This window comes from Cupriavidus sp. 01L43, from assembly GCF_056399925.1.
In genome coordinates this window covers 160216-175674 of record NZ_JBFTSH010000013.1, presented here as the reverse complement: position 1 = coordinate 175674, position 15459 = coordinate 160216, and the positions used below count along the sequence as shown (strand labels likewise).

At 66.1% G+C, this 15459-nt stretch carries 15 protein-coding genes; all 15 read right to left on the bottom strand.

Features of this window, described 5'->3' with window-relative positions:
* The 15 genes from AC1DP9_RS20675 to AC1DP9_RS20605 all read right to left on the bottom strand — a co-directional run bounded on the left by AC1DP9_RS20675 (position 1) and on the right by AC1DP9_RS20605 (position 15429).
* Positions 1–2286: an efflux RND transporter permease subunit gene (locus AC1DP9_RS20675; RefSeq protein WP_477108341.1), complete on the bottom strand. Its 2286-nt coding sequence runs from the start codon at positions 2284–2286 to the stop codon at positions 1–3.
* Between the two features lie 79 nt (positions 2287–2365).
* Positions 2366–4978, bottom strand: coding sequence for an aminotransferase class III-fold pyridoxal phosphate-dependent enzyme (locus AC1DP9_RS20670; RefSeq protein ID WP_477108340.1), 2613 nt, complete (start codon positions 4976–4978; stop codon positions 2366–2368).
* Positions 4979–4992: 14 nt separating this feature from the next.
* Positions 4993–6036, bottom strand: a complete 1044-nt coding sequence (locus AC1DP9_RS20665) for a beta-ketoacyl-[acyl-carrier-protein] synthase family protein (RefSeq protein ID WP_092301734.1) — start codon at positions 6034–6036, stop codon at positions 4993–4995.
* A gap of 39 nt (positions 6037–6075) precedes the next feature.
* Positions 6076–6909 (bottom strand): ApeI family dehydratase, encoded by an 834-nt coding sequence (locus AC1DP9_RS20660; protein WP_477108339.1) that lies wholly within the window; start codon positions 6907–6909, stop codon positions 6076–6078.
* A gap of 2 nt (positions 6910–6911) precedes the next feature.
* Positions 6912–7328, bottom strand: a complete 417-nt coding sequence (locus tag AC1DP9_RS20655) for a hypothetical protein (RefSeq protein WP_477108338.1) — start codon at positions 7326–7328, stop codon at positions 6912–6914.
* The gene (locus AC1DP9_RS20650; RefSeq protein WP_092301743.1) at positions 7325–7744 is read right to left on the bottom strand and encodes a hypothetical protein; all 420 of its coding nucleotides are present in this window, start codon (positions 7742–7744) and stop codon (positions 7325–7327) included. Before AC1DP9_RS20650 ends, AC1DP9_RS20655 begins: the two co-directional genes overlap by 4 nt.
* A 1-nt stretch (position 7745) precedes the next feature.
* Positions 7746–8093: a hypothetical protein gene (locus AC1DP9_RS20645; RefSeq protein ID WP_477108337.1), complete on the bottom strand. Its 348-nt coding sequence runs from the start codon at positions 8091–8093 to the stop codon at positions 7746–7748.
* 11 nt (positions 8094–8104) lie between these two features.
* Positions 8105–8800 carry a DsbA family protein gene (locus tag AC1DP9_RS20640; RefSeq protein WP_477108336.1) on the bottom strand — a complete coding sequence of 232 codons (696 nt, stop codon included), beginning with the start codon at positions 8798–8800 and terminating at the stop codon, positions 8105–8107.
* 10 nt (positions 8801–8810) lie between these two features.
* Positions 8811–9806 carry a hotdog family protein gene (locus AC1DP9_RS20635; RefSeq protein ID WP_092301751.1) on the bottom strand — a complete coding sequence of 332 codons (996 nt, stop codon included), beginning with the start codon at positions 9804–9806 and terminating at the stop codon, positions 8811–8813.
* On the bottom strand, positions 9803–10663 hold the full coding sequence (locus AC1DP9_RS20630) for an alpha/beta fold hydrolase (RefSeq protein WP_092301754.1): 861 nt from the start codon (positions 10661–10663) through the stop codon (positions 9803–9805). The genes AC1DP9_RS20635 and AC1DP9_RS20630 overlap by 4 nt, the downstream gene beginning before the upstream one ends.
* Positions 10660–11679, bottom strand: a complete 1020-nt coding sequence (locus tag AC1DP9_RS20625; RefSeq protein ID WP_477108335.1) for a beta-ketoacyl synthase N-terminal-like domain-containing protein — start codon at positions 11677–11679, stop codon at positions 10660–10662. The genes AC1DP9_RS20630 and AC1DP9_RS20625 overlap by 4 nt, the downstream gene beginning before the upstream one ends.
* Positions 11676–12815, bottom strand: coding sequence for a beta-ketoacyl-[acyl-carrier-protein] synthase family protein (locus tag AC1DP9_RS20620; RefSeq protein WP_092301760.1), 1140 nt, complete (start codon positions 12813–12815; stop codon positions 11676–11678). The genes AC1DP9_RS20625 and AC1DP9_RS20620 overlap by 4 nt, the downstream gene beginning before the upstream one ends.
* On the bottom strand, positions 12812–13939 hold the full coding sequence (locus AC1DP9_RS20615) for a beta-ketoacyl synthase N-terminal-like domain-containing protein (RefSeq protein WP_454757380.1): 1128 nt from the start codon (positions 13937–13939) through the stop codon (positions 12812–12814). The genes AC1DP9_RS20620 and AC1DP9_RS20615 overlap by 4 nt, the downstream gene beginning before the upstream one ends.
* Before the next feature lie 10 nt (positions 13940–13949).
* Positions 13950–15155 carry a beta-ketoacyl-[acyl-carrier-protein] synthase family protein gene (locus AC1DP9_RS20610; protein WP_454757379.1) on the bottom strand — a complete coding sequence of 402 codons (1206 nt, stop codon included), beginning with the start codon at positions 15153–15155 and terminating at the stop codon, positions 13950–13952.
* Positions 15156–15177: 22 nt separating this feature from the next.
* Entirely contained in the window at positions 15178–15429 is a 252-nt protein-coding gene (locus AC1DP9_RS20605; protein ID WP_477108334.1) for an acyl carrier protein, read from the bottom strand.
* Between the last annotated feature and the right edge of the window lie 30 nt (positions 15430–15459).

Below are 15459 nucleotides of genomic sequence, written 5' to 3'. Positions count from 1 at the left end.
TCAAATGCCTTTCAACGGTTGGGAGTGGGGGGCGGAAGCCGGCTTCGGGGTGTCCCGGTCGATGGCAAATAGCAATGGCGGCAGCAGCACAAGGTCCACGATGGCGGCAATCGCGATCGTCAGCACGGACATGATTCCCATGTCGGCGTTCAGGTCGAAGTGCGAGAAGATCAGTACGCCGAAGCCGGCCACCAGGACCGAGGTGGTGAACAGCACCGCCATGCCGGAAATGCTGTACGCGTTCTCCACCGCCGCCCGGGGTGACAGGCCCAGCACCGTGCGGGCGCGGTGGTACTTGAAGACGCTGTGTATCGTGTCGTCGACGATGATCCCGTAGGTCAGCACCCCCACCACCGCCACCGACAGGCCGACTTGCCCGACAAACGCTCCCCAAAGCCCGAAAGCCATCAAGGACGGGAGGACGTTCGGAAGCAGGCTGGCGAAGCCCAGTCGGACACTGCGCAACACCAGCCCGATGACGACGGAAACGAGCAGGATCTGCAGCACATACCCCTGCAGCGTACCGGCGACATTCATCTCGCCGATATGCGAGAACATGATGGACGGCCCAGCGCCAGACGCCTGCATGCCGGCCGGCAGGTTTGCGCGCATCCACGCCTGCACGCGCTGGTCGAAGGCCACCAATGCCGTGGACGTGATGTCGCGCAGGACCACGGTCAGCTTGCTGGCCGAGCGGTCGATCCGAATCTGATCGTTCAGATCCAGCCCGGGCGGCAGGGACAGCTCGTACACGAGTAATACCTGGGCCGCCGCCATGTCATCATCAGGCACGCGATATGCGGTCGACGCATCGCCATGCAGCGTGCGGTGAACGCGCTTGACCACGTCGGCGAGCGAGCTGACCTGGAAGACTTCGGGCTGCGCGCGTAGCCAGTCGGCAAGCCTGTCCAGATCCCGCAGGTACGCGGCCGAACCCACCGTACCCCCGACACCTGACGGCACCGCGTAGTACACGGTATGGACGCCGGATAGATGCGACTGGATGAAGTCCGTATCGCGGCGGAACTCGACGGCCGGACTGAAATAGTCGACGAAATTGTCCTCGAGTTGATTGCGCGTGACGAACCAGGCGGCAGCGAGGTTGAGCAGCGCCACCCCGATGAACACCGGCTTTCGCCACGCCACCAGGGCGCCCGCCATGCGGCCGATGGCATGCCCCTGCCGCAGCATCCGCTGCTGCCCGGAGATCGGCAGCACGGCCAGGCACGCCGGGAGGAACGACGCTGACAACAGCAGCACCACGATGGCACCAATGCCCAGCATCACGCCGAAGTTGGCGACCGGTGGAACGTCCGACAGGCACATGCTGAAGAAGCCGAGCGCGTCCGTGCCACAGGCCACCAGCATGATGGGGGCGTTTGCCGCCACGGCATCCCGTACGGCCTCATGCCGTGACGCGCCGGCCCCCATCCGCCGGATCGTGTAGACAATTACGTGCAAGCAATTCGCGACGGCGATGGTGGTGAGGATGGTCGGCGTGGAGACGGAGATGGCCGTGAGCTTGACGCCAAGCCAGCCGACCATGCCGAGCGCGGCGAAGATCGCCAACGTCATCGTCAGCAACGCAGCCGCCACGCCGCACGCACTGCGCAACGCCACGAACATGACGACGAGAATCAGCGCGTACATCAGTGGCGTCAGCGTGGCCAGGTCGGCCTTCGCTTCCTCGTCGAAGGCGTTGTCGAGCAATATGCCGCCCGTGGCCATAACGCGGATATCGGGGTCCAGCGCGCGCGCCTGATCCATCAGGGCGCGCAGTGCATGCACGGCCTCCGGCAAGGTTGTCTCCGTTGGCGCGGGGAGTGTAAAGCTGATACTGATTCCCGCCACGGACCCATCGGGCGAGACCAACCGCTTTACCAACAGCGGCTCGCTGAGTGCGATGGCGCGGATGGCCGCGATCGCTTCGGGTGTCTGGCCCGTCCCCGGCTGGTATAGGGGGCGCACACGGAGGTCATCGTCGTGGGCTTCGGCATGCTGATGGTTCGTGAGACTGTCCACGCGTCGCACATGGGGCAGCTGCCATGCCAGTTCGGTGAAGCGCGCCATTGCGTCCAGCGCGCGAGGCGTAAACACCGTCCCGTCTCGGGGGACAAAGGCCACCAGCGCCTGGTTGTCGTCTGCATAGGCGTCTTGGAGTGCCTGATTGGCGAGCAGTTGCGGATCGTCCGAACGGAAGAAATCGCGATAGTCACTGCTGAAGGCGATGCGCTCGAGTCCCGCACTGGCCGCCACGCAAAGTAGCACCGTCGCGACGATCACCATCCATCGCCGCCTGACCAGCCATGCTGCATAGCGTATGGCCAAGGCGTGATGGGACGCGTCCGGGTCGCGCAGGCGGGGTTCAGTCGACGAAGAAGCCATCGCGTTTCATCTCGGTGAGTGATTGGCGGAACGCCTCGCAGACCTGTTCCAGATCGGCGGGCATGTGGGCGTCGCTCAGGGCGAGAAAGTGCAGCTCCGGCATATAGACGCCATGCGTGCGCATGTAATAGGCCAGTGCGATGCTGGCCTTGTAGTCGCTGCCGCCCTGGATCTCGCGATAGAAGCGCGTTTCCCGATGCGAAAAGCTCACCGTGAAGATCGAGCGCATGGATTTGATGCGGGCCGGCACTTGCAGCGCGCGGGCGATGCTTGTCAGCTGCTCGAGCAGCCATTCACTCTTCGCATGCAGCGTCTGATAGACCTCGGGATGGTCGCGGAGATATGTCAGCATCGCGGCGCCAGACGCGGCGCTCAATGAGTTGCCGCTCATGGTGCCGCCCAGGAAGACCCGCGTCTCGTAGTCGCGGAAGGGGTCGGCAGTACTGCGGGCGATCTCCATCAGCTTCCGGCTCCCCACCACGGCGCCGCACGGCATGCCGCCGCCAATGATCTTGCCCAGTACCGTCAGGTCCGGCGTGACGTTCGCCAGGGTTTGGGCGCCGCCGTAGCAGACGCGGAAGCCGCTCACGACCTCATCGAACACCAGCGGGATGTCGAGCTCGGAGCAGGCCGCACGCAATTGCTGGAGGAATTCGGTGTCGAGCCTCCCCACGGAAAACGGCAGGGGTTCGAGAATGACGCAGTCGATTTCCTCGGCACGCTCGCGCAGCACGCGCAGACTTTCTGGATGGCCGTACTGGAGGACAACGGTGTTGTTCACTGTTTCGTCCGGGGTGCCGGGACAGCCTGCCACCGGCTCGGGCCGCTCTACCGGCCCGCGTTGCTGAAACCACGAGCTGACCATGGCCTGGTCGGAGAAGCCGTGGTACTGGCCCTCGCATTTCGCCACCTTTCCGCGTTGCCGGTAGGCGCGGCAAATGCGCAGCGCCTGGATGACGGCCTCCGTTCCCGAATTCGAGAGGCAGGCGTAACCGCTACCCGGGAACGCATCCACCAGCAGCCGGGTAAGTTCAACCTCCGACGGGTTGCCGACAGCGTTCAGGCAACCGTCCGCCACGGCCGCCTGCTGCGCGGCGACAATTGCCGGATGCGCGTAGCCGAGGATGTGCGGCCCGTAGCCACCGGTGAGATCGATATAGCGATTGCCGTCGACGTCTTCGATCTGGCATCCCTGGGCCCGGCGCGCGAACATCGGATAGGTGCAGGGGAAGAAGTAACGGTTCATGTGGATGGACGCGATCATGAACCGCTGCGCGTCGTCACGCATCGCCAGTGTCTTTGGCGTTGCCCGGTGGAAATGGCCGTCGAAGCGCTGGCGCACATCGTCATTCATGTAGGGCGAGTATTTGTCCGAAAACCGTCGGGAATTGGCCCAGACGTCGATGTCCGGATCGATCTGCTTGCCGAAGCCCTCGCAGGTGGTCAACGTCAATTCGACCTTGGTGAAGTTCGGGGTGTAGTTGGCACCGTGGCGGCGCAGTGCCTGGCTGATGTCCCAGAAGAACTCGTCGGTCTTCCACTGATCCGCGATCTCGTAGAAGTGCCGCAGGATCACCGCCTTGACGTCCTCGAAGAACTGGCGATGGTCACGCACAGCCTCCTTGTCTACGACGAAGTGACTCAGGAAGCGGGTGGTGGCGAGGTCCCATTCATGCCGGATCGACGCGAAGAAGAACGACGCCAATCCCCATTTCTCTGCCTCCGTCACGTAGACCGTGATGCCGAAGTCGAGAAAGATGATCTTGCCGTCCGCCGTGAAACGCACGTTGCCGGGATGGGGGTCGCCATGGGCGACGCCATGCATGTAGAGCATGGTGTAGATGGCATCCTGGAAGCGGCGCGCCAGTTGCGCCCGGGGGATGCCCACTCGTTCGAAGTCCCGGCCCGGAATGCCCTCCATATATTCCATGGTCAGCACGCTCCGGCGGGTCAGTGCGGTGTGCACCCGTGGGATGACGACAAAGGGGTGATTGGCGAAATTCCGCGCGAGCGCCGTCATGTTGCGCGCCTCCACCTCCATGTCGACCTGTGGCAGCAGTAACTCGCGCAACTCGGCCACGCGTACCGGCATGTTGAAATGGCGCAACGAGGGCACCATGGCATGTGCCAGTGCCGCGAGCCGGGCAATCGATCGCAGGCTCTTGCGCAGGCGGCGCGAGACGCCAGGCTTGACCAGCTTCACCGCCGCGCGCTCGCCACCCTCGAGCCGCACTTCATGGACTTGCGCAATGGACGCGCTGGCAAGCGGAACATAGTTGAAGGATTCGAAGACGGATTCATACCCGCTGCCGAACGCCTCGGCGAGGAGCTTTCGCACGGCCGGCTCGTCAGCTGCCGGGACATCGTCCTGCAGCCGTTGCAGCGCGGCGATGGTGTCAGGCCCGAACAGGTCGGAGCGGGTCGAGAGGATCTGCCCGATCTTGATGTGCAGCGGGCCCGAGGCGATGCAGAAGCGGGCGATGCATTCGCCAAGCAGGCTGGCCCGGTCGGCGGGAGGGCGGCGTGCGGCGCGAAGCCGGTACGAGGCGGCGAACCAGGCCATCGAAGGCAGCAGGGTCATGGCGTAGAGCATGGTCGGGCTCCGATCTAGTAGATGAACGTCGAGGATGCGAATGACATGCCGGCGCTGCCGATCCAGAATCCGATCCGGTCGCCGCGTGCCAGCGACCCATCGCCCGCGTGCAGGGCAATGGCGGCGGGAATGGAGCACGCGCCCACGTTGCCGTAGTCCGGAAAGATGTGGCGGATGCAGTGCCCGAACCCGGCCTCGTCCGCCCAGCCCTGGAACGCGGGGACAGAGCCGCCGGTATGCGGAAAAAGCAGGCGGATGCTGTCGCGATAGGGCGCAAGCAGTTTCAGCGAGTCCGTCATGTGCTGGCTATAGCCGAAGACCAGCGAGCTGAAGGATGTGAAGGCGCCAAGGCCATTGAGGCCGATGCGCTCGCTGGGCCGGGCGCGCCCGAGGTGGCCCGGCAGCGGAATGGTGCAGAGATCGACGCCCCGCTTCGTCGACAGGTAGTGAAAGACCCAGGGTTGTTCTGTATCGGCGCGCAGCAGCGTGGCGGTTGCCCCGTCCCCCCCGCAGTAAGCGGAGAAACAGTGCGCGATGTCGCGCAGGGAACCCAGCGTGAAGTTGCTCGGATACGAGACGCCGCCCGGTACGTAGTACGACTCGGCATTGACGATTAGTGCGGTGCGGTAACGTCCGGACAGGAAATGGCTCTGCGCCACGTCGCACGCGCGCGTCCACGCCATGCAGGCGTCGACGATGTCGAAGCAGTCCACGCTGTCCATGCCCAGCGCGTCCGCAACGAAGTACGCATCGCCGGGCTCGATGAAGCCCCGGGTGTTGCCCGCGTAGATCAGCAGATCCACGTCATCCGGGCCGCAGCCGGCCTGCGCCATCGCCTGTTCGGCGGCACGGACCATGTGGTCCAGCGGCCGCTCGCCCTCGTCGAACCAGTAGCGCGTCTTCACCTGCGTCTCATTGAGCTTCCAGCGGATGTAGGTAAGCGCGTGCTCGACGTTGCCGTCGAATCCGGGTGTGCTGTGACGGCGGATCTCATCCAGCACGGCCTCGTTGTCCATCCTGCGGGATGCCGGAAGAAAGGAAATGCCATCGATGCGCATGGTTGGGGCCTCCTGGTGAGCGCGGTCGGGAAAAGGGGGTCATGTCGGCGCGTGACGCGGGTCGATCATCGCGACCAGGCTGCTGACGCGAATCACCGGCGTGGGGCCAATACGGACTTCACCACCGAACACCACCGCATTGGGCAGTAGCCGGTCTATCCGGGCGTCCAGCGTCAGCACGGAGTCGAAGGGCACGTCGTGGATCAGTTCGATGCCGGTCATGGCGCCGAGTACCACCTCCCTCGGTGCCCCGCCGGCCTGGCCAAGGAAGAAGAGCGCGATGCCGGCTTGCCCGAGGGATTCGATAGCCAACCCCGCCGGGTACACGGCCGGTGCCTGTGCGGCGAACAGCGGTGATTGGCGGGTAGCGAGTTTGCACGCGCAGATCTGGGCGCCGGCGGTGTAGCTCTGGACCGCATCGACCAACAGGAAGGGGTAGCGATGCGGCAGCAGTGCCGCGACCTGCCGGTGTGTCAGGACCGGTGGCGCCTGAGACGGCGCCACGGCAGGATGTTCGATGGCGGCACACGGCGCGCCACAGGCGAAGCTGGCCCGCGCACAAGGCTTGCCGCGAACACTCGCGGTGGCTGCCAGGGAGAGTCCGTCCGGCCCGGACGTCCGGACAGTTGCCTCGAGGTTGACGACGTCACCGGGCAGGATCGCGTCGAGGTACTGCACCCGCGCCATCGTCCGGACGCGCATGGGGTGCCCCGCCGTGCGCGTGGCGAGGCGTTCCGCCAGGACGAGCAACCGGTCCAGCAGCAGGACGCCGGGATAGATCGGGGCACCGGGATAGTGCCCCAGCGCGAAAAGGTCCGTGCCGCTGACCAGCAGCGCTTCGCCCAGTGTGGCGGAAGGGGAGGAGGGTGGCATCGTCACCAGTACCAGACGCTGTTGAAGTGATGAATGAGGGTCGGCATGTCCGCCTCGTCGACGGACTCGACGCCGTCGATGAGGTCCGCAGGAGAAAGACGCAGGCGGTGCAGGTCGGGTCGCCATGCGTACACCGGGACGTTGGCGGCGACCAACGCGGCGACGCCGGACTCGTGGTGGGAAAGTCCGTCTATCGTCAGGCCACCCAACGTCAGCAACGGCGCCGGCTGGTCGCGTCGCGCGAACAACACGGTATCGGCCTTGAGCAGGAGGGCATGGTCGGCCCCCATCTGCCGCATGACCCGGCTCAGCCATACGATGTGCCCGTACTGCTCCTCCAGACTGCCGCGATAGGCTTGCTCGACAATGGCGAGTGAACTGCGGGAGCGGCGCCTGCCCCGGCCGGCGGTGGCCGTCATGACTTGACTCCGAGGACCATCGCGCTGTCTGCAGCGCTGAGGTAGTGCTGGAAGCTGAAGGGAATCTTCACCATCGCCTCGGGGATCTGCTGGGTGTTGCCGCGCTCTTCCATGCAATAGCGGCATACCAGCCACTCAAGCTGGTCGCCGTAGCGACGCTTCAGCGTCTGGACCAATGTGGCGGTTGTCGTGCCCGCCGGTGCGTCCGGCGCGAAGAGGTCCGGTGGGCGGCACAGCGAGATCTGCGACAGCCCGGTTGCGTGGCCGCAGTTCCACACAGTGACGTGACGGCCCTGCCGCAAGGCCGCATCCACCATCCGGAACAGGGAGGTCACGGTCTCGGACCGGAACGGTGTGCCCATCATGCCGAAGAAGACGGAACCCGGCGCGGCGTCCGGGGGGAGAGATGCGGTCATGTCAGGAGTGCCAGATGGTCTTGGTCGACGGCTCGCAGATAGCGCGCACGAGGGTGTCTGCATCGATGACGGTGGCAACGCCACGGCTGACCGTCGCCGCCACGCCGCGCAGGGCCAGCGAGACATCGTCCACCGTGATGCGCAATTGCCCGCCATGCCGGCGGCTGAGTGTGCGGATCGTGTCCGGGTCCTGCTGCAGCCAGGTCGCGCCGTCCTGCATCAGGTGCAACTGCACCGAATCGCCGGCTTTCAGCAGCGCCTCGGCCAGGCGGATGCACTCCGTGCCGCCGGGGTTTCCGGGGGAGTGCGTCTCGATGAGCAGGACGGTAACGATGGGGGTTGCTTCCATGACGAATGCTCCTAGCCGCAGCCGCCGGCATGGTCGAGGATTGCCGCCGGCGGGCTGTCCTCGCTGCACAACGGGTCGGACAGATCGATGGCAGGCATGCCCGTGGCGGCGGCCATGAAGTCCCGGAGGCGATCGACGCCCCAGAACTTCTCCCTGCCGACAGTGAAGAACGGCACGCCGAACACGCCCGTGTGGATGCAGTCCTGCAGCCGGGTCAGTCCGACCTCCCGGACGGCTGCATCCGTGTGGGCCGACGAGAGCGCGTTGGGGTCCATCCCCAGCGCACTGCCCAGCCGTGCGATGACGTCGGGATCGCAGATGTCCGCGCCTTCCTGCCAGCGCGCCAGCGTGACCCGCTCGAGGAAGGCCAGCCCCTGCCCGTGCATGTCGGCGACGATCCATGCGAGGTGCGGCACCTCCCAGCGCGGCGCGCGATCCAGTGGCCACACCGGCCGGAGCCCGCGCCGCGCCGCAAGGCGCCGCACATCGGCGAGGATGTAGAGATGCTTCTCGCGCGACATCGGGTGATACAGGAACGTGCTGCCGACCATGCTCAGTTGCGCCTGGTAGTCCGCGTCCGGCTCCCAGAAAGGCACCAGTTGGACGGCGGCGAGAAGATCGGGCCGTGTCTGCCTGAGATCGTGCAAGGCCAGCCACGAGTAGGGGCTGCGCAGCGAGAAATAGAAGACGGGATGTGCTGCCTGCATGCCGCCTCCTTCAGTCCGCGCACTGCCTGCCGCGCAGGGCGGCCGAGACCTCGGCGTCGAAGGTCACGAGCGACCAGTCACGGCGGTTCTCGACCACCGCGTAGCCGTGGGTGATCAGGCCAGTCGCCGTATGAACCAGTCCGCCATGCCGTTCGACATAGCAATCCATGCGCGACCGATAGGTGGTGTCCTTGAAAATATCCTCGACGGTGAAGACGGTGTGGATGGTCTCCTCCATCATCGCTTCGTCGAGGATCTGGAGGCTCGCCTGCGGTACGACGGGAATCCACTTCTTGTTCTCCAGCAATGTGCGGATGGAGATTCCACGCTCGGCGACAAAGAGATCCAGCACCTCCTCCATCAGTCTCAGGTAGCCCGAATGCTGGAGGCGATCGTTGAAGTGGCAGTAGAAATAGGGCACCCGCCATTGCCAGACGAAGCGGTTGCCTTCATCGGCAGCCAGCGCGCGACGCACGTCCAGCGGCGGGTTACCGGCCTGGCGCGCCGTGGCCAGGCCGGCATCGGGAATGGAGCGCTGCGGCCCTCGCCGGATCCGGGTACAGGTGTATGGCGCGAGGCGCGGCTCCCCGCTGGCTGGCTGTGGGGTTACGACGCTGTCGTCGAGGCGGAACAGCACGTCCACGTAACCGGTGACGGCCTTCAATGGTTTGCCGTCGCGCGGCACCGTCAGTGTCACGGCGACGCGCAGCACCCCGTCCGGTGCCTTCGGCGACGGCACGACCTCGATATCTACCGTATCGTCAATGTGAAGCGCATGGAGGATCCGTACGCTCGAATCGACGATCTCGAGACAGAGACCTTTCTGCTCATAGAGTTCGCGCGGTCCGAAGCCGTGCGCGCGGAAATGATCGACAACGGCTTCCTCGATGCAATACATGACGTGCTTGAAGCCGATCCAGGTGCAGATGTTGCAGCCTTCGAAGCGGGGCCGGACCTTGGTGTGGGTGCGGTCGAAGCCAGTCGTGTCGGAGTGATGCAAGGTCATGGCGTGGATTCCGTGGAGTGGAAGGAAGGGGTGGCGCCAGCACAAGTCTGGCGAGGCGTGGCCGGCATTGGATCGCCGCGCACCTGCAGGAACTGCGCGATGGCGCCGACAGCGTCGTGCCGGAGATCGTTCAGCAGAAAATGGCCGGCATCGCGAAAGACACGGAGCCGGCCTGCCGGCAGGGTGTCGACCATCGCGCGGACGTCGGGCAATCGCGCAAACTGGTCATCGCCGCCGGCCAACACGAGAAGTGGCTGGCGCACCTCGTGCAGGGGAAGGAAGGGCATCCCGGAGTACAGGCGCCAGAACTCGGTCCAGACGTAGCAACCGAAGTGCTCGCAGGCAGTGCGTGTCATGCGCTGCAGGACGTCCGGCGCCAGCGGGCGCGCGGTGCGGGCGCGGATGCTCTGTTGGACAAAATCCGGGAATGCGTTGACGTGCTGCTGGAACAGGGACCAGGTCACCTCCCGGTGTAACGCCTTGTAGAACGGCGAGACCAGCGCGGCGGGCGCGGTGGCCCCGGGTGTGGCCGGGTGCTGGGCAAGCAGCGTCAGCACGGTGTTGGCGCCGAACGAGTGGGCAATCCAGACGTCCGGGCACAGTTGAAAGCGCTCAAGCGCAGCGGATAACCACCGCTCGGGTGGCAGCACCCGGCCCCAGAGGCCAGACTGCAACCCGTTCCAGGGCAGGTCCAGCACGACGCACCGATGCGTGGCGGCGAGGCGCGGCAGCAGCGGTTCCCAGACGCTGCCTGCTTCCATCATCCCGTGGACCAGCACGGCCAGCGGGGCGCCGACGGGCCCACACACCCGCGCCTGAAGCGTGTAGCCGCCCAGTGATGCCAGCAGCGTCGTCATTGCCCGACGCCGCCCGCTTCAATGACGATGGCTCCGACGCGGCGGTCCCCCCAGCTGCCACCGCCGAGGACGACCGCCCCGCGAGCCGACTCCGGCTCCGCGGCGCGTGCCTGTTCGCAATGATGGATCAGCGCATACAGCGTGCCGGCCCCATAGGCCGGGCCGGACAATATGCCGAGATCGCGCTGCGCGCCCTCGCGCTGATGGAGTGCGGTGACCGCGTGGGCGGCAAAGCTGTCGCCGGCGACGTAACAAGGCTTGCTCGCATGATCGGTCAGCAGGGCGTCTAGGGCGGGCGAACGTGCCGCATCGGCATGGCAATAGGCGTAGCCGGCCAGGGCACCATGGTGGCGTGCGCCACGGGCGTTGGCATCATCGGTCCGCTCGAGCACCAAGGCGCCTGCGCCTTCCAGCAAGGCGGGCAGCCCGCCGCCTTCGGCAAGCCGGCGGCCGGCCAGCAGGCTGCGCGCCGCCGGGCCATCCACTTCCACCGCGACAACCACCATGCGCCGGGCGCGGCCGTTGCGGATGGCATTGGCGGCCAGCACGATGGCATCGAGCGACGACGAAGCCCCGGTACAGACGGTGAGGTTGAGCGCACGCAGTCCGAAGCGAATGGCGATGGCGGCCGAGACGACATTGCTGGAGGCGTTGGGTAGATCCATTGCGCTGGTGGCATTGACGTGCTGGCGATGGATGGTCTCCGCTGCCTGGCAGACCGTATCCAGATTGCACGTGTTGGTAGCGACCACCACACCGAACCCGTCATCGTGCAAGGACACGGTGTCCGCCCTCCCGAAGCCGGCGTCGGCCAGCGCCTTGGATGCTGCACAGAGGGCCAGCAACGTGGAGCGCTCCTTGTAGCGAAGCCCCTTCTTGCCCAGCAGTCGCTCGGGCGTGAAATGCGGCGCGGCGGGACCGGCCCGCAACCCCTCCGCGAGGCTGTCGTGGGCGGAGAAGGCCGGGATCTCCCAGCCATGACCCGAGATGAGGATGGCCTGCGTGCGGGGATTCATGATTCGCACTCCAGGATGGCCACGGCATTGACGCCGCCAAAGCCGAACGCATTCACCTGGGCCAGCCGCGCATTGACCGGGGTGGCCTCGTTGACGATATTCATGGCGCGCGCCTCCGGCATCAGGTGCTCGAGCCCGACGGTGGGCGGCAGCATGCCGCACTCGATGGCTTCGATCGCCGTGACCACGCCAACCAGCCCCGACGCCCCCGAGGTATGCCCAGTCATCGATTTCATCGCACAGATGCGTGGATGCGAGACGTGCTGCCGCATCACGCGCTGCATGGCCTCGGCCTCGGCCTTGTCGTTGAGCGGCGTACCGGTGCCGTGGGCCATGATGATGTCGATGTCCTCCGGCGCCAGGCCGGCGCGTTGGTAGGCATCCTCGATGGCACGGGCGATGCCTGCCGGATCTGGGGCCGTCTCGTGCGCCGCATCGCAGCTCGTGCCGACGGCCCGCAACGTTGCCAGCACCGGCGCGCCGCGCGCGTTGGCGCTCGCGCGGGATTCCAGTACGACGGCGGCGGCGCCATCGCCCATCAGTACGCCGCGCCGGTCTCGATCGAATGGCCGGACTGCGTCGGGGTGCGAGGGATTCACGCGATCCAGCAAGCCGAACATGCTCTTCGTGATGGTGTCGCAGCCGCCGACGATCGCGAAGTCGAAGGCGCCGTCGCGCAGGAAGTCCTCGGCAACCGCGAGTGCGAAGCTGGAGGCGGAGCAGGCATTGGCGAGCGTGATGACCGGAAAGCTGGTGTGCAGCCTTCGGTTCAGCGCGCGCTCGAAATGCAACTGGTCGATCGTCATCGGCGTGCCGACCGTCCAGAACAGTTCCAGCGTGCGTAGCTCCCGCAGGCCGGTTCCCACCACGACGACGCAACGGGCGTCCGGCGGCAGTGCGGCCTCCCGCACGGCGGCCTGTACCGCATCGCAGAGCAGTTCGGTGGCGCGCAGCGCCCGGTCGATGCCGCCGGGGCGGTCGTCAATCTCATAGGCGTTGCGCACGTTGAAATGGTCGGCGGTAAATGCTTGCAGGCGCTTGCGGCCGGAGTGCCCTGAGCACAGGCTCTCGAAACACGTGCATTTGTCTTCGCCGAGGCTGGTCTTCATGGCCGAGCCGGTGATCGCATATGTCATGGAAGTTCCTTAGCCGCAGGCGCGCGGCGCACGATGAGGCAGCCCGCGTGCCCGTCGTCGGTGGTGGCCAGGACCATGCCCGCCGCACCGGCGGGGGCCTGTTCGAGACAGGCAAGCAGATGGCAGAGCGCGAGCACGAAGGTGGCGCTGTAGGTGTCGCCGAACCGATCGACGAGCGCCGCCTGGTGGACGGTCATGCTGGCGCCGGGCAGCCGCGCGATGGCGCGCCGTTCGATGTCGGCAATGCGAGGCTCGGCCGCGCCGCACAGGCAACAAGCGACCACCTCGGACGCATCGAGGCCGGCTTGCGTCAGGGCTTCGCCGATGCAGGCCAGTGCGCCCTCCACCGCGTGGTCCAGCGCCAGATCCCCGGCCGGGCCGTCGACGGGTTCGCTGTAGCGCCCGTAACGCAAGGCCAGGATGGCCACCCCTTCATGCTGCGGCGTGGTGCGCTCGAGCGAGAACATCGCGCAGCCTTCGCCCAGGGGCACGGCTTGCCGCTTGCCCAGCTGGATCAGGCCGCGATGTGCCCAGGCCGTCTGCACGCAAAGCTCCTCGACGGCACCTGTCAGAAGCCGGTCCGCATAGCCCCGGCGCAGCATCTGCGAGGCGTACTGCAGCGCGAGCAGTCCGGACAGCCGCCCTCCCGAGATGGTTGCGTTCACCGCGCGCGCCTTGAAGCGAATGGCGCACTGGCCCGCCGCGCAGTTCATCACGGTGTTCGGGAAGTGGGCGGGATTGACCAGGAATGGCCGCTCCTGGACCAGCGAGTCGCGCGTGAAATCGCTGGTGCTGCGGATACTGCCGGTACTGGTGCCCAGCACGAACCCGGTTCGTTCGGCTTGCTCCCCTTCATAAGGCGGCTGGTCGCCATGCAGCAGGCGCGCCGTGCAAAGCGCGAGCGCCGTGGTGCGGTCGATAGAACGGGTTCCCTTGGCGCCAATCAGTGCGGAGACGTCGAAGTGTGCCGGGCGATAGGCGACGTCCTGCGGATACGGGTCGGTCGATTGCGGCAGTTCAGTCACCGGGGGTGCCGTTGGGTCGGCCGTGCGCAACGCATCCGCCCCCACCCCCAGGGCCGATATCGCCTGCCAGCCAACAATCGAGATGCCATGGGCGGTCATGCGCTGCTCCTCATTGGGGGTACCTCGCGTACACGGTGATGGCGTTGTTGCCGCCGAAGGCAAAGCCGTTGTTCTGCACCACGCGCAGGTCGGCGGCGCGCGAGTGGTTGGGTACGCAATCGAGCGGGCAGCGGGGGTCCGTCTCACCATGGTTGATGGTCGGCGGCAGGAATCCGTCCCGGACGGCCACCGCGCAGGCGATGCTGGCCAGTGCGCTGGCGGCGCCCATGGTGTGTCCGATCATCGACTTGATGGAGGAAACCGGCGGCTTGGTGGCGCCGAACACCTCGGCGATGGCACCGGATTCCGTGATGTCGTTGGCGATGGTGCCGGTGCCGTGGGCGCAGATGTACTGGATCTGCGCCGCGCTGACGCCCGCGTTACGGTGTGCGAGCCGGATGCAGCGCACGATGCTGTCCCGATTCGGCGCCACCATGTGGTCCGCGTCGCAGGTCAGTCCGTAGCCCAGGACCTCGGCGTAGATCCGCGCGCCACGGGCCAGGGCGCTGTCGAGCGACTCGAGCAGAAGCAGACCGGCCCCTTCGCCCGTCAGGATGCCCTTGCGGTCCTTGTCGAATGGCTGGCAGACCTGCGGCGCGATGGTGCCCAGCCGGTAGAAGCCGGCGAATGTCTTGCGGCATACCGAGTCCGCGCCGCCGCACAGCATGGCGTCCGCATCCCCGAGCCCGATGCAGTCATAGGCATAGCCGATGGCGTAGTTGCCGGCCGAGCATGCCGTGGGGAGGGTGATGGCTCCGCCGCGCAAGCCCAGCGCGCGCGCCACCGCGAATGAGATGTGGTGCGAAGGCACCTGCTGGAGCAGCGCGGGGTCAATGCCGGCATAGCCATGGCGTACCGCCTGCTCGGTGAGCTGGTCGATCACCTGCGATTCGCCGTCGGTCGTCCCGATGGACACGCCGCAGCGGGCCTGTTTGAGCTGGGCTGTATCGATCCCGCTGTCACGTATCGCCATGCCGGCCGCCGCGACCGCGAACTGTGCACTGCGGCCCAGTGTGCTCGGATCGATCCCGGCGATCCAGGTGGCGGGGTCGAAATTCCGGACTTCGCATCCGCGATGGCTGGCGAAGCCCGACGTGTCGAAGGAGCGAATCTCGGACACGCCGCACGCCCCGGCACGGAGCGCGTCGGTGAACGCCTTCACGCCAAGACCTATGCTGCTCACGGCACCAATGCCGGTCACGACGACACGTCGCATGATGATGGCTCCGATGCGTGACTCAGGACTTGATCGAGGCGGCTTCATCCACCACCTGGCAGACGCCCTCCAGGTTCACCATGCGAGCCAGCCCGTCCTGCGAGATGGTCACGCCGAAAGCCTTCTCCAGGCTGGCGAGAATTTCGATGGCGCGCAGCGAATCCGCGTCATGGTCTTCCTTGAAGCGGCTGGTCATGGTCATGTCGGTCGGCTCGATCTCAAGGATTTCGGAAACGATCTGCTTGATGGCGACGATGCGGTCGGGGGAAGTCATGATGGATGTGCTCCTTCTTGGGTGGAAAGC